Genomic DNA, 12,424 nt, shown 5'->3' with positions numbered 1-12,424 from the left:
TGCGCCGTTCGGAGTCGTGTCGCCCGCCGGGTTGAGCCGTCGGAGTTACGACCTGGGGAGCAAAAGGGAGTGGATCAGCGAGCGGCGTCATGCGGCTTCGAATCCAAGGCGGAGGAGGGAGGCGACGTGGAGCGTCGGTGACCGACGACAACGCGGGAGGCGGAGTCGCAGGGCGTAGGGAGCCCGCTCCCTATTGCTCCCCAGGTCGTTACGGGTCGACAGCGCACGGGCCGACGTGACGGGACGCGGCGGCGGTCCTCGGGCCCCGGCCCTCACCTCCCGGGCAGCAGCCGCTGGAACAGCCCCCAGGCGAACTCGGCCACATACGGCTCACCCGTCCCGGGCGCGGTGATCGCGAGTGCCCACCGGGTCGGGGCGCCGCCCTCCATCGGACGGGCCGGCGGGAAGGCCCGCGCCACCTCGTCCACCGTGGCCGACCAGGGGCGCAGGTCCCCGATCGTGTGCAGCTCGGGCCCCGGTGCCCCGGCCGCCCGGACCAGCCATTCGTTCCACACGGCCCCGCCCGGTGCGGCCATCACCTCGAACCGCAGGTCCGGCCAGAGCGGCACCCGCCACCGCAGCGCCTCGCACTCCAGGTCGCCGATCGTGCGGGGCGCCGACGACTCGGGCGCGCCGAGCACCGACCGGTAGCGGCGCAGCGCACCCCGTCCCCGCGGCGCCCGGACCATGGCCTGCCAGCGGCGGTTGGCCTCCCGCATCTCGGCGGCGGAGGCGCCGAGTTCCCGCCGGGCGTCCTCCACCAGACCGGGCTGGTGGTCGGCCATCCGGCGCAACAGGACGAGCTGGAACGCGCGGGGACCGAACGGTGCGGACGCGTTCGACGATGCGGTCGGACTCATGGGGCCGACGGTCTCACGGTTCCGTGCGGCCGACGGCCCGCGTCCGGCGCCCCCGCAAGGTCCGTCACGCCCGGCCGCCGTCCGGCTCCCCGAGCATCCGCCGCAGCAGGTCCCGCAGCGTCGCACGCTCCGCGTCCGACAGCTCGGCCAACGGCTCCCGCGCGAAGGTGAGCGAATCGCGCAACTGCCGGGCCGTCCGGGTGCCCTGCTCCGTCGGGGCGGCCAGCTTCACCCGGCGGTCGGCCGGATCGGGCCTGCGCTCCACCAGCCCGCGCGCCTCCAGCCGGTCGACGATGCCGGTGACGTTCGACGGCTCGCACTTCAGCTTCTGGGCGATCCGGCGCATGGGCATCGGCTCCAGGGCGAGCAGCCCGAGGACCCGTGCCTGGGCCCCGGTGAGGGAGTGGGCCGCCGCGGCCTCGTCGTACTCCTCGTAGTAGCGCGCCACGACGGTGCCGATGAGCTCGACGACTTCGAGGGTGAGGGGGTCTGAACGGGTGGTGGCCATGAGGCCCAGGATAGCCGGTTGCTTGACAACATGAAATATTCAGGAGCATGGTTGTTTCAGGTTCTGAAACATCTTCGCCCCCACCGGCCCCGCACGGGCCAGGGGCGAAGCTTCCCCCACTCCGTCAGACATCGAGGAGATTCCGGGCCCATGTCCGCAGCACTTCCCACGTCCGGCCGTGAATGGCACCTCGTCGCCCGCCCCCACGGCTGGCCGAAGGCCGAGGACCTCGCGTTGCGCGAGGCCCCGGTCACCGCTCCCGGCGAGGGCCGTGTCCTGGTGCGCAACCTGTACTTCTCGGTCGACCCGTACATGCGGGGCCGGATGAACGACGTGAAGTCGTACACCCCGCCCTTCGAGCTCGACCGCCCGATGGACGGCGGCGCGGTCGGCGAGGTCATCGCCTCGAACGCGGACGGCTTCGCGGTCGGCGACCACGTGCTGCACGGCCTCGGCTGGCGGGAGTACGCCGAGGTCCCGGCCAAGCGCGCGGTGAAGGTCGACGGCTCGCTCGCCCCGCTCTCCGCCTACCTCGGCGTGCTCGGCATGCCCGGACTCACCGCGTACGCGGGCCTCTTCGAGGTCGCCTCGTTCCGGGCCGGCGACGCCGTGTTCGTGTCCGGCGCGGCGGGCGCGGTGGGCAGCCAGGTCGGGCAGCTGGCGAAGATCAAGGGCGCCTCGCGGGTCATCGGCTCGGCCGGATCCGACGAGAAGGTCCGGCTCCTCGTGGAGGAGTACGGCTTCGACGCGGCCTTCAACTACAAGAACGGCCCGGTCGCCGAGCAGCTGCGCGAGGCGGCCCCCGACGGCATCGACGTCTACTTCGACAACGTCGGCGGCGAGCACCTCGAAGCGGCGATCTCCTCGCTGAAGGTGCACGGCCGGGTGACGGTGTGCGGCATGATCGCCCAGTACAACGCCACCGAGCCGACCCCCGCCCCGCGCAACCTCGCCCTGGTCATCGGCAAGCGACTGCGCATCGAGGGCATGCTGGTGGCCGACCACGCGGCGCTCCAGCCGAAGTTCGTCGAGGACGTGGCCGGGTGGCTGGGCTCCGGTGAGCTGAAGTACCGCGAGACCGTCGTCGAGGGCATCGAGAACGGCTTCGACGCCTTCCTCGGTCTGCTGCACGGCGAGAACACCGGAAAGATGATCGTTTCCCTCGTCTGACAGGCGCTCCGGCGCACCGATCGGCCCGGTTCCGGGCCGCCGCGATCGTGGGCGCGACCCGCGGCGCACAGCAGGAGGAATTCCCGGCATGACCGTGCAGGACATCAACGTGCTCTACACCGCCGTCGCCACCGCGGAGAACGGGCGTGACGGCCGGGTCTCGTCCGACGACGGCAACCTCGACGTCGTCGTCAACCCGCCCGCGTCCATGGGCGGGAGCGGCGTGGGCACCAACCCCGAGCAGCTGTTCGCGGCCGGGTACAGCGCCTGCTTCCAGAGCGCCCTGGGAGTCGTGGCCCGGCGGGAGAAGGCCGACATCTCCGGCTCGACGGTGACCGCCGCGGTCTCCATCGGCAAGACCGCCGAGGGCGGCTTCGGCCTGGCGGTCGCGATCACCGCGGCCATCCCGAACGTCGATGCCGACACGGCGCGTGCGCTCGTGGAGAAGGCCCACCAGGTCTGCCCGTACTCGAACGCCACGCGCGGCAACATCGAGGTGGACCTGTCGGTCGCCTGACCCGCAGCGCCGCCGCGCCGCCGCACCGCTCGCGACGGACCGAGGGCCGTACCCCGCGCCACGGAGTACGGCCCTCGGGCATCCGAGGCCGTGTCCGGGCGCCAGTACGCTGACGCCATGCGCGATCTCGGGGTGGGTTTCGGTTACTTGGTGGCGGGCCAACGATGGGTGGGCCGGCACGGCCGCTGGTTCGGGTTCGGACTGCTGCCCGGTCTCATCACCCTCGTCCTGTACGCGGCGGCGCTCGTCGGCCTCGGCTACGGTGCCGATGATCTGGTGGCGTGGGCGACGCCGTTCGCCGACGACTGGTCCTCGCCGTGGCTCGGGCTGTTCCGTACCACCCTGACCGTGCTGTTCTTCGGCCTCGGCCTCTTCCTCGCCGTGATCACGTTCACCGCCGTGACACTGCTGGTCGGCCAGCCGTTCTACGAGTCGCTGTCCGAGGAGGTCGACCGCACGGAGGGCGGAGAGGTGCCCGAGTCCGGGCTGCCGCTCTGGCGGGACCTGTGGATCTCCGCCGTCGACAGCGTCCGCATCCTGGTGCGGGTGGGGCTGTACTCGCTGCTGCTGTTCGCCCTCGGGTTCGTGCCGGTCGTCGGGCAGACCGTCGTCCCGGCCGTCGGATTCTGCGTCACCGGCTACTTCCTCTCCGAGGAACTCACCGCCGTCGCGCTCCAGCGGCGCGGCATGCTGCTGAAGGACCGGCTCGCCCTGCTGCGCGGGCGCCGCATGCTGGCCCTCGGTTTCGGCGTGCCGCTGGGCCTGGTGTTCCTCGTCCCGTTCGTCGCCGTGTTCCTGATGCCGGGTGCCGTCGCCGGTGCCACCCTGCTGGCCCGCGACCTGGTGGCACCCGACGACGGCGACGACCGGGACGGCGGCGACCGGGGCGGGGACGGCCGGAACGGCGACGGGGGCGGCGACCACCGGGACGACGACCGGGACGACGACCGGAACGACGACGGCGACGCGGACGGGGCCGCCGGTGCGGGCGGCCACCTGGCCACGATGTCGGCCCCGCCCACCCCCGACCGGAGCTGAGCCGGTCCCGCGCCCACCACCGGGGCGGGCGCGGGACCGGGGCGGATCAACTGGCGTGCACCTCCAGAGCCGTCCTGACCGCCGACTCCAGGGCCCCCTCGATCCAGGCAGGCTTGATCGAGGTGTGGCAGCCCGCGAAGTGCAGCGGCCCCTCGACCGACCGCACGTCGGCGAAGAGTTCGGTGTGCTGGCCCGGCAGCAGCACCGACGCCTCGCCGTACGCGTACGGGTCGCGCATCCACGACTGGGTCGCGCCGACGCCGGTGTAGAAGACCTCGATCCGCTGCCCGTACACGTCCTGGACGCCGCCCAGGGCGTGCGGATAGCGCTCGTCGTCGTCCAGCGAGTCCCACTTCAGCGCGTCGTCGGACCAGCTGTACGAGGCGAGGACGACGCCGCCCGCGCTGCCCTCGACCGGGTGGGAGGGCTGGAACATGAAGCGGTTGGGGTTGTCGGTGGCCGACCCGCCGCCGATGACGTGCGCCGCCTCGGGCTGGTTGCGGGCGGTGGCCCGGTACGCCGCGTAGTGCACCCGCTGGTTGGGCGGGAGGTGGCCGGACGGCACCGACGGGTGGGCGCCCAGCAGGGAGCCGTCGGCCGGGGCCCTGCCCGTTCGGTAGGCGTCGTAGAGACCGGGCCTGATCCTGTTCAGCTCGGTCTTCCAGTCCTTCTCCTCGAACTCCCACCAGCGGCGGCTGAATTCGAGCAGCACCTTGGTCGCCGCGTCGTAGTGGATCTCGGTGATGGCGCGCCGCTTGCCGTACGAGAGCAGCGGCGAGACGGGGATGTGCCGCAGCCCGGAGAACGGCACGGTGATGATCGCCCGGTCACCGGTGAACGTCTCCCTGACCAGCCGCTTGCCGTCGCGGCCCTCGGAGATCGTCTCGACCCGGACCTCGTTCTCCCCGTAACCGATCCGGGTGGCGCGGCGGTCCAGCCGTACGAGGCCCTTGACCCGCTCGTACATCCGGTCGGCGAGCGTGGCGGTGCCGCCCGGCAGTTCGAAGAACGCGGTGTCCGGGCTGATCAGCGAGGACCCGATGAAGCTGTGCACGAAGGCGAGATGGAGCCGCGAGGTGAGGTTCTCGACCGTGCCGACGAGGTCGATGGTGCGCTCGTCGAGCTTGGCGGCCTCGGCAAGGAAGCGGTACATCGACCAGTGCCCGTAGCGCTGGACGACCCTGGCCCAGCCCTCGACGAGTTCGCGGCCCTCCTTGCCCTCGAACTCCTTGCGCACCGGGGCGAACGCCTCCCGCACGATCGTGGCGGCGGGCTTGTCCTCGTACGAGGCCGGGACGCCGAACGACCGGTTGATCGCCCGCGGTTTCGCCGCGTAGTCGGCCCGGCGCATCCGGATGCCGTTGACGTGGATCCAGGTGTGGTTGGCCGGGCGGCCCTGGGCGTTGACGTCGACCAGGTGGAAGGGGCGGCGCTTCAGACCAAGGCTGTCGATGAGCCCGGTGACCAGCGGGTGGCTGTCGGGGATGCGCATCGCGCCCGCCTCGGCGTACTGCTTCGGGTCGGCGAACGGTGCCGCGGAGTGCTCGTGGCCGCCCTGGCGGAACGTTTTGATACGGCCGCCGACGCGGTTGCCGTTGGCCTCGATCACGGTGACGGTGTGCCCGGCCCTGTGGAGCAGGTGGGCGGCGGTCAGCCCGGCCGGGCCCGCGCCGACGACCAGGATCTTCTTGGGTGCCTTGCGCCCGCGCGGAAGGCCCTTGGACAGCAGGATTTCCTTGTAGTGCGGGATCAGCGGCCGGTCGTGCTCGTCGCGCACGAGGATGGCGCGGGCGATGTTCAGGCAGGTGTTCCAGTCCGATCCGGCGGCCGTCGGCGCGAGGACGGGAGCGGCGGCCGGGTCGACGGCGGCGGGAACGGCGGCGGGAACGGCGGCGCTCGCGGGGCCGGCCGCGGTCGTGGCGAGCGCGGCGGCGCCGGCGGCGGCCCCCGCGATCAGGGAGCGGCGGGAGGGCAGGCCGGCGGAGGGCGAGGAGGCCCCGGTGGGCTCGGAAGTCATGCGCCCCACCCTGGACCGCCCGGTGCGCGGTCCGTGTCCGAACGCGCGTAGAAAACCCGGAAATCACCCGCAGGTGGGCCCAACGGCCGTTCCATACTGACGACTTGACCGTCAGTTCGTGGACCGCGGGCTCTGTTCGGCGTCCGGGCCCGCCGCTCGCAGCAGGGTCAGGAAGTCGTGGAACGCGGCGGGCATGTCCACCGCGTCCGGGTCCAGCAGCCACTGGTACTGCAAGCCGTCCATCACCGCCACCAGCAGCGGGGCCGCACGCTCGGGGGTCAGGCCGCCCGGCAGCCGCTCGCCGTACTCCGCGCGCAGGGTGGCCGTCATGTTCGCCCGGACCTGGGTGTAGCGGTGGGTGAAGAACTCCCGGGCCGGGTGGCCCTCCGTCACGCTCTCGCCGAGCAGCGCCGAGAACGCCTGCACGATGCCGGGCCGCATCGCGTTGTACTCCACCAGCGAGCCGAGCAGGTCCGTCCGCCAGGTGCCGTCGCCCCGGGTGCCGCCGCCGGTGTCCCACTGGTCGCGCTCCTCCAGCACGGCGACCAGCAGCGCCTCCTTGGTCGGGAAGTAGTGCAGCAGTCCCTGCTGGCTGAGCCCGACCCGCTCGGCGACGGCGTTCAGCGAGGCGCCGCGATAGCCGCGCTCGGCGATCACCTCGAACGTGGCCCGGAGAATCTCCGCCCGCCGTTCCGTGCTCCTGGCCCGCGCCATCGTCCCGGCCCCCTCAGGTGCTGCGTCCGTCCCACTCCGAGGACCGTACGCCATCCCTGCGCGTCACGAAATGATAACGAAACCTACTATTCGATCGGGATTGGAGTGACGATGGGAGGCATCGCAAGCAGCGGTGCAGGACACTCACGAGGAGGAACGGCCGTGGCTGACGCGTCCACAACCACCCACCCCGAAGCGGCTCGCGAGGCCGCGGTCGAGAACGCGCTGGCCGCCCTGGGGCTCGACGACAAGGCCCGGCTGCTGGCGGGCCGGGACATGTGGTCGCTGCCGGCGATGCCCGCCGTCGGCCTGCGCTCCCTGGTGATGTCCGACGGTCCCATCGGAGTCCGCGGGGTCGCCTGGAGCGCCGACGACCCGTCCGTCGCGCTGCCCTCGCCCACCGCGCTCGCCGCGACCTGGGACCCGGCCCTGGCCCGCCGGGCCGGCCGGCTGCTCGCCCAGGAGGCGCGCCGCAAGGGCGTGCACGTCCTCCTCGCCCCGACCGTCAACCTCCACCGGTCCCCGCTCGGCGGGCGCCACTTCGAGACGTACAGCGAGGACCCGTACCTCACCGGCGAGATCGGCACCGGCTACGTGCGCGGCGTGCAGGACGGCGGCGTCGGCACCACCGTCAAGCACTTCGTCGCCAACGACGCCGAGACCGACCGCTTCACCGTCGACAACGTCGTCGCCCCGCGCACCCTGCGCGAGATCTACCTCGCCCCGTTCGAGCGGATCGTCCGCAACGCCCATCCGTGGGGCATCATGTCCGCCTACAACCGGGTCAACGGCCCCACCATGACCGAGCACCGCTACCTCCAGAACGCGGTGCTGCGCGGGGAGTGGGGCTTCGACGGTTTCGTCGTCTCCGACTGGCTGGCCGCCCGCTCCACCGTCGGCGCCGCCCTCGGCGGGCTCGACGTCGCCATGCCGGGCCCGAGGACGGTCTACGGGAAGGCCCTCGCCGACGCCGTACGGGCCGGTGAGGTCGAGGAGTCCGTCGTCGACGGCGCCGTGCGCAACGTGCTGCGGCTCGCCGCCCGCGTCGGCGTCCTGGACGGCGCCCCGCCCGCCGTCGACCCGGCCGACCACCCCGGGACCGTCGACGGCGACGCCCTGGCCCGCGAGATCGCCCGCCGCTCCTTCGTCCTGGTGCGCAACGAACGCGCCGGGCGGGCGGCGGCCGGCACGGACACCGCGGGCGAGGGGCCCGCCGTGCTCCCCGTCGACCCGGCCGCCGTCCGCAGGGTGGCGCTCAGCGGCGCGCTCGCGCGGGACGCCCGGGTCCTCGGCGGCGGCTCGGCCCAGGTCTTCCCGCACCACGTCGTCACGCCGCTGGACGGCCTCGCCGCCGCCCTCCCGGACGGCGTCCTCGACTACCGCGTCGGCGCCGACCCGAACGACGAACTCGTCCCCGCCGGAAAGGGGTTCGACCTCCGGGCCGTCTGCCGCGACGCCTCCGGCACCGTCATCGGCTCGGCCCCGCTGCACGACGGCACGCTCCAGTGGATCGGCGACGACCTCCCCGAGGGCGTCACCCGCACGAACCTGCACAGCGTCGAGGTCACCGGCACCTTCGTCCCGCGCGACAGCGGCGAGCACGTCTTCGGCACCCGCGGCACCGGCGAACTGACCCTCACCGTCGCGGGCGAGACCCTGTACGACGAGATCCACCGGGTCGTCTCCGCCGACCCCGGCGAGGCGTTCTTCGGCAACCCGCTGGAACGCGGCCGGGTCACGCTCACCGCGGGCGAGCCCGTCGAGGTCTCGCTGCGCCAGGTCCCCGAGACCCTGGGCGACGACGCGCCCGTCCTCGGCGTCTCGTTCGCCCTGTGCCACCTCGGCCCCCGCCGCGATCCGGCGGAACTGATCGCCGAGGCCGCGGACGCGGCCCGCGGCGCGGACCTCGCGATCGTCGTCGTCGGCACCACCGAACGCGTCGAGTCCGAGGGCTTCGACCGCACCTGCCTCGGGCTCCCCGGCCACCAGGACGACCTGGTCCGGGCCGTCGCCGCGGTCAACCCGCGCACCGTCGTCGTCGTGAACTCCGGCTCCCCGGTGGAACTCCCGTGGCGCGAGGAGGTCGCGGCGGTGCTGCTCGGCTGGTTCCCGGGCCAGGAGGCGGGCCACGCCCTTGCCGACGTGCTGCTCGGCGCCGAGGAACCCGGCGGACGCCTGCCCACCACCTGGCCGGTCGCGCTCGCCGACGTCCCCGTCTCGAACACCACCCCCACCGACGGGAAGCTCCACTACGACGAGGGCGTCTTCGTCGGCTACCCGGCCTGGGAACGGTCCGGTACCGCGCCCGCGTACCCGTTCGGCCACGGCCTGGGCTACACCACCTGGGAGTACGAGGGCCTCGACGCGGGCCCCGACGGCGCCACCGTCCGCCTCCGCAACACCGGCACCCGCCCCGGCGCCGAGACCGTCCAGCTCTACCTGGCCCCGCTCGACGACACCGCCGACCGCCCCGCCCGGCGGCTGGCCGGCTTCGCCCGCGTCGAGGCCGGGCCCGGCGAGAGCGTGCGGGCCGAGATCCGGATCGAGCGGCGCGCCTACGAGATCTGGGACGAGGAGGCGTACGGCTGGCACCTCGTCCCCGGCACGTACGAGGTGCAGGCGGCCCACAGTCTCGGCGACGTGCGCCTGACGGCCGCCGTGGACGTCCGGGACGCGTAGCGCGAACGCGGGGGCGCGAGGGCCCCGGAGCGGAGTCCGACCCCGCTCCGGGGCCCCGCGGCCCGTCCCGGGTGCCTCAGCGCACCCCGAACCCGTACACCGTCGTCGAGACGAACTCCTCGCCCGGCCGCAGCACCGTACTCGGGAAGCCGGGCCGGTTCGGGGAGTCCGGGAAGTGCTGGGTCTCCAGCGCGATCCCGGCGCACGGACCGAACGGCCGCCCGTCGAAGTGGTCCGCCGTGTACAGCTGCATCCCCGGCTCCGTCGTCGTGACGGTCAGCACCCGGCCCGATCCCGGGTCGTACAGCTCGGCCGCCGGGCCCGCGCCCGCCGCACCGGCCCCGTCCAGCACGAAGTTGTGGTCGTAGCCGGGCCCCACCGGCCGCGGTTCGCGGAAGTCGAATCGCGTCCCGTCCACCGCCAGGAACTCGCCCGTCGGCAGCGACTCGGCGTCCACCGGGGTGATCCGACCGGCGGCGATCCGCAGCTCCTGGCCCAGCGCGGCGCCGTCCGCACGCGCGCCCGCGAGGTTCCAGTACGTGTGGTTGGTGAGGTTCAGCACCGTCGGGGCGTCCGTCTCCGCCCGGTACCCGATCCGCAGCGCCCCGTCCTCGTCCAGGGTGTACGTCACGAAGACCGTCAGGCGCCCCGGGAAGCCCTCCTCGCCGTCCGGGGAGACCAGGGACAGCCCCACCCCTCCCGCGGCCTCCCGCGCCCGCCAGACGCGCTTGTCGAAGCCCCGGGGGCCACCGTGCACCTGATTGCGCCCCTCATTGGGCGTGAGCCGGTGTGTGCGCCCGTCCAGCTCGAAACGCGCCCTGCCGATCCGGTTCGCGTACCGCCCGACCAGGGCGCCGAAGTACGGGCCGGGGAACGCCTCGTACCCGGCGAGGTCCGGCAGCCCCAGGACCACCTCGGCCCGCGCCCCGTCCCGGTCCGGCACCTCGACCGACTGCACGATGCCGCCGTACGTCAGCACGCGCACCCGCGTACCGGCCCGCTCCAGCGTCCAGCGGTGCACCGCGTCGCCGTCCGCCGACGTGCCGAACTCCTCCGCACGTACGACCGTGCTCGAACTCGTGTCCATGATCACAGACCCTACGGGACGACCCCGGGAGCCGGCCGGGGCCGCCCGACGGGCCCTCAGGCCGGCGGCCGTGCCGCCGTGACGTTGCGGTACGCGATCTCCGCCAGCCGGGCCTGCCCGTCCCGCCCCGGATGGAACCAGTCCCACTGGCTGAGCTGCGCGCCGATGAACGGGAAGTCGTGGACCGCCCCTCCGTCGTAGCGGCAGCGCGCGTCCTTCGCGCAGACGTCCCGCAGCACCGTGTTGTACGCCACCACGCGCTCCTGCACCGAGGCGCGCCGGGCCACGGCCTGCGCGCCCATGTCGTCCGCGTCACCCAGCATCGACGTGCAGATCCCCAGCTTCCAGATCTGCTTGACGAGCTCCTTGTCCCGCCCCGTCGACCAGAGCCGCTTGAGATCCGGCACGCTCGACACGTACACCTGCGCCTTCGGCGCGCCCGCCCGCAGCTGCCGCATCGCCGTCTCGAACGAGGAACGAAAATCGGCCACCGGTGTCATGTTGCGCACCGAGTCCCGGCAGGCGTCGTTGGCGCCGATCATCACCGTGACCAGATCCGGTTTCTCCTTCGCGGCCCGCGCCATCTGCTCCGGCAGCTGCGCCATCCTGGCGCCCGTCACGGCATGGTTCCAACTGTGCGCGGCGGCCCCCGACTCACCGAGCAGCCGCACCGCGAGGCTGCGCACCTGGGCGTCCGTGCCGGTGGCCCACGACACCTCGGGGCAGTCCGCCAGCACCGAACAGGCGTCGAAGCCGCGCGTGATGGAGTCACCCACCGCGGCCACCGACTTCGGGCTGCGGTTCCAGACCGGACCGGCCGCGGGGGACGGGCTCCGCGGCCCGGCCGCCGCCCCCTTCGTCGCCACGTCCCGGTCGGAATCGCAGCCGACGAGGGCGGCCGACCCGAGCAGAGCGACCGCCGCCAGGGCGGCCGCGGTCCGCGAACGACGTCGGACGGAACGATCCTGCATGCCTGGGTCCCCTCGGTTGTGCCCCGGCATTCCCCGGTGGCATCGCGGTGGGAAAGCCGGACGAATGATGTGCCCAGGACCGACCGTACGTCACCCCACAGGCGTCCCCGCGCGGTAGTTTTTCCTCGTCGAACCAGCGGCGCGTTTCCTCGCCCGGCTCCACTCGGGTGGCATTCCGTAAATCACATCACGTCACATACTGTCCCTTTTCAGGAGATTCACCCCGATGCTGTTTACTGATGACAACCTCGGGATCCGGCCGAGAAGCGACGGCACGGGCGCGATGCCGCTGGGGAAGGCGAACTTCGTCCCACACTGGAGGTCCCGGTGACGACACGTGGAGTTCTGTACGTTCACTCCGCACCGCGCGCGCTCTGTCCCCATGTCGAATGGGCGGTGGGGGGCGTTCTCGGTGTGCGGGTGCAACTCGACTGGATCAGGCAGCCGGCCGCGCCCGGCACTTGGCGGTCCGAGTTCTCCTGGCAGGCCCGGCCCGGCACCGCGTCGAAACTCGCCTCCGCGCTGCGCGGCTGGGATCTGCTGCGCTTCGAGGTGACGGCGGAGCCGAGCCCCACGACGGAGGGCGAGCGCTACAGCTCCACGCCCGAACTGGGCATCTTCCACGCGGTCACCGGCATGCACGGCGACATCCTGGTGCCCGAGGACCGGCTCCGGGCGGCGCTGGCACGGTCCTCCCAGGGCGAGACGGACCTGGCGGCCGAGATCGCCAAGCTGCTCGGCAAGCCCTGGGACGACGAGTTGGAGTCCTTCCGCCACGCCGGAGAGGGCGCACCGGTGCGCTGGCTGCACCAGGTGGTGTGACGGGCGGCGCCGACGAGGCGCCTGCGCGACGGACGACGAAC

11 protein-coding genes are annotated in these 12,424 nt (G+C 73.0%); 5 read left to right on the top strand and 6 right to left on the bottom strand.

The annotated features are described in order from the left end of the window. Window positions 1-272: 272 nt before the first annotated feature. Window positions 273-860 carry a hypothetical protein gene (locus tag ACFC79_RS04770; protein ID WP_376235219.1) on the bottom strand — a complete coding sequence of 196 codons (588 nt, stop codon included), beginning with the start codon at window positions 858-860 and terminating at the stop codon, window positions 273-275. A gap of 64 nt (window positions 861-924) precedes the next feature. Then, the gene (locus ACFC79_RS04765) at window positions 925-1,368 is read right to left on the bottom strand and encodes a MarR family winged helix-turn-helix transcriptional regulator (protein WP_376235217.1); all 444 of its coding nucleotides are present in this window, start codon (window positions 1,366-1,368) and stop codon (window positions 925-927) included. A gap of 150 nt (window positions 1,369-1,518) precedes the next feature. Between ACFC79_RS04765 and ACFC79_RS04760 the strand changes: the two genes are divergently transcribed. The 3 genes from ACFC79_RS04760 to ACFC79_RS04750 all read left to right on the top strand — a co-directional run bounded on the left by ACFC79_RS04760 (window position 1,519) and on the right by ACFC79_RS04750 (window position 4,093). Next, complete coding sequence (locus ACFC79_RS04760; RefSeq protein WP_376235215.1) at window positions 1,519-2,538, top strand: NADP-dependent oxidoreductase; 1,020 nt, start codon at window positions 1,519-1,521, stop codon at window positions 2,536-2,538. An 88-nt stretch (window positions 2,539-2,626) separates the two neighbouring features. Further along, window positions 2,627-3,055 (top strand): organic hydroperoxide resistance protein, encoded by a 429-nt coding sequence (locus ACFC79_RS04755; RefSeq protein ID WP_376235213.1) that lies wholly within the window; start codon window positions 2,627-2,629, stop codon window positions 3,053-3,055. Between the two features lie 117 nt (window positions 3,056-3,172). Next, on the top strand, window positions 3,173-4,093 hold the full coding sequence (locus ACFC79_RS04750; protein ID WP_376235211.1) for an EI24 domain-containing protein: 921 nt from the start codon (window positions 3,173-3,175) through the stop codon (window positions 4,091-4,093). Window positions 4,094-4,139: 46 nt separating this feature from the next. On the opposite strand, the gene ACFC79_RS04745 is transcribed toward ACFC79_RS04750, so the two are convergent. Both ACFC79_RS04745 and ACFC79_RS04740 read right to left on the bottom strand, forming a co-directional pair. Next, window positions 4,140-6,110, bottom strand: a complete 1,971-nt coding sequence (locus tag ACFC79_RS04745; RefSeq protein ID WP_376235209.1) for a flavin monoamine oxidase family protein — start codon at window positions 6,108-6,110, stop codon at window positions 4,140-4,142. A 111-nt stretch (window positions 6,111-6,221) separates the two neighbouring features. Further along, window positions 6,222-6,824, bottom strand: coding sequence for a TetR/AcrR family transcriptional regulator (locus tag ACFC79_RS04740; protein WP_376235207.1), 603 nt, complete (start codon window positions 6,822-6,824; stop codon window positions 6,222-6,224). A 162-nt stretch (window positions 6,825-6,986) separates the two neighbouring features. On the opposite strand from ACFC79_RS04740, the gene ACFC79_RS04735 reads away from it, so the two are divergent. After that, window positions 6,987-9,503: a glycoside hydrolase family 3 protein gene (locus tag ACFC79_RS04735; RefSeq protein ID WP_376235204.1), complete on the top strand. Its 2,517-nt coding sequence runs from the start codon at window positions 6,987-6,989 to the stop codon at window positions 9,501-9,503. A gap of 76 nt (window positions 9,504-9,579) precedes the next feature. Here ACFC79_RS04735 and ACFC79_RS04730 read toward each other — a convergent pair whose 3' ends face one another. Both ACFC79_RS04730 and ACFC79_RS04725 read right to left on the bottom strand, forming a co-directional pair. Beyond that, window positions 9,580-10,590 carry an aldose epimerase family protein gene (locus ACFC79_RS04730; protein ID WP_376235203.1) on the bottom strand — a complete coding sequence of 337 codons (1,011 nt, stop codon included), beginning with the start codon at window positions 10,588-10,590 and terminating at the stop codon, window positions 9,580-9,582. A gap of 56 nt (window positions 10,591-10,646) precedes the next feature. Continuing rightward, a complete protein-coding gene (locus ACFC79_RS04725; protein ID WP_376235200.1) occupies window positions 10,647-11,561 on the bottom strand; it encodes an SGNH/GDSL hydrolase family protein in 915 nt (304 codons plus the stop codon). A 327-nt stretch (window positions 11,562-11,888) separates the two neighbouring features. Here ACFC79_RS04725 and ACFC79_RS04720 point away from each other — a divergent pair, with 327 nt between their 5' ends. Next, the gene (locus ACFC79_RS04720; protein WP_376235198.1) at window positions 11,889-12,383 is read left to right on the top strand and encodes a DUF3145 domain-containing protein; all 495 of its coding nucleotides are present in this window, start codon (window positions 11,889-11,891) and stop codon (window positions 12,381-12,383) included. Window positions 12,384-12,424 lie beyond the last annotated feature (41 nt).

The sequence above is a fragment of the Streptomyces sp. NPDC056061 genome, from assembly GCF_042266885.1.
GTDB lineage: Bacteria > Actinomycetota > Actinomycetes > Streptomycetales > Streptomycetaceae > Streptomyces.
Note: the sequence above shows the minus strand (reverse complement) of the source record. Positions and strands in the feature narration are given on the sequence as shown.

What these genes read in the sequence shown, in the direction of transcription:
- ACFC79_RS04770 (WP_376235219.1), bottom strand. Translation starts at nt 860, where the DNA reads ATGAGTCCGACCGCATCGTCGAACGCGTCCGCACCGTTCGGTCCCCGC.
- ACFC79_RS04765 (WP_376235217.1), bottom strand. Translation starts at nt 1,368, where the DNA reads ATGGCCACCACCCGTTCAGACCCCCTCACCCTCGAAGTCGTCGAGCTC.
- ACFC79_RS04760 (WP_376235215.1), top strand. Translation starts at nt 1,519, where the DNA reads ATGTCCGCAGCACTTCCCACGTCCGGCCGTGAATGGCACCTCGTCGCC.
- ACFC79_RS04755 (WP_376235213.1), top strand. Translation starts at nt 2,627, where the DNA reads ATGACCGTGCAGGACATCAACGTGCTCTACACCGCCGTCGCCACCGCG.
- ACFC79_RS04750 (WP_376235211.1), top strand. Translation starts at nt 3,173, where the DNA reads ATGCGCGATCTCGGGGTGGGTTTCGGTTACTTGGTGGCGGGCCAACGA.
- ACFC79_RS04745 (WP_376235209.1), bottom strand. Translation starts at nt 6,110, where the DNA reads ATGACTTCCGAGCCCACCGGGGCCTCCTCGCCCTCCGCCGGCCTGCCC.
- ACFC79_RS04740 (WP_376235207.1), bottom strand. Translation starts at nt 6,824, where the DNA reads ATGGCGCGGGCCAGGAGCACGGAACGGCGGGCGGAGATTCTCCGGGCC.
- ACFC79_RS04730 (WP_376235203.1), bottom strand. Translation starts at nt 10,590, where the DNA reads ATGGACACGAGTTCGAGCACGGTCGTACGTGCGGAGGAGTTCGGCACG.
- ACFC79_RS04725 (WP_376235200.1), bottom strand. Translation starts at nt 11,561, where the DNA reads ATGCAGGATCGTTCCGTCCGACGTCGTTCGCGGACCGCGGCCGCCCTG.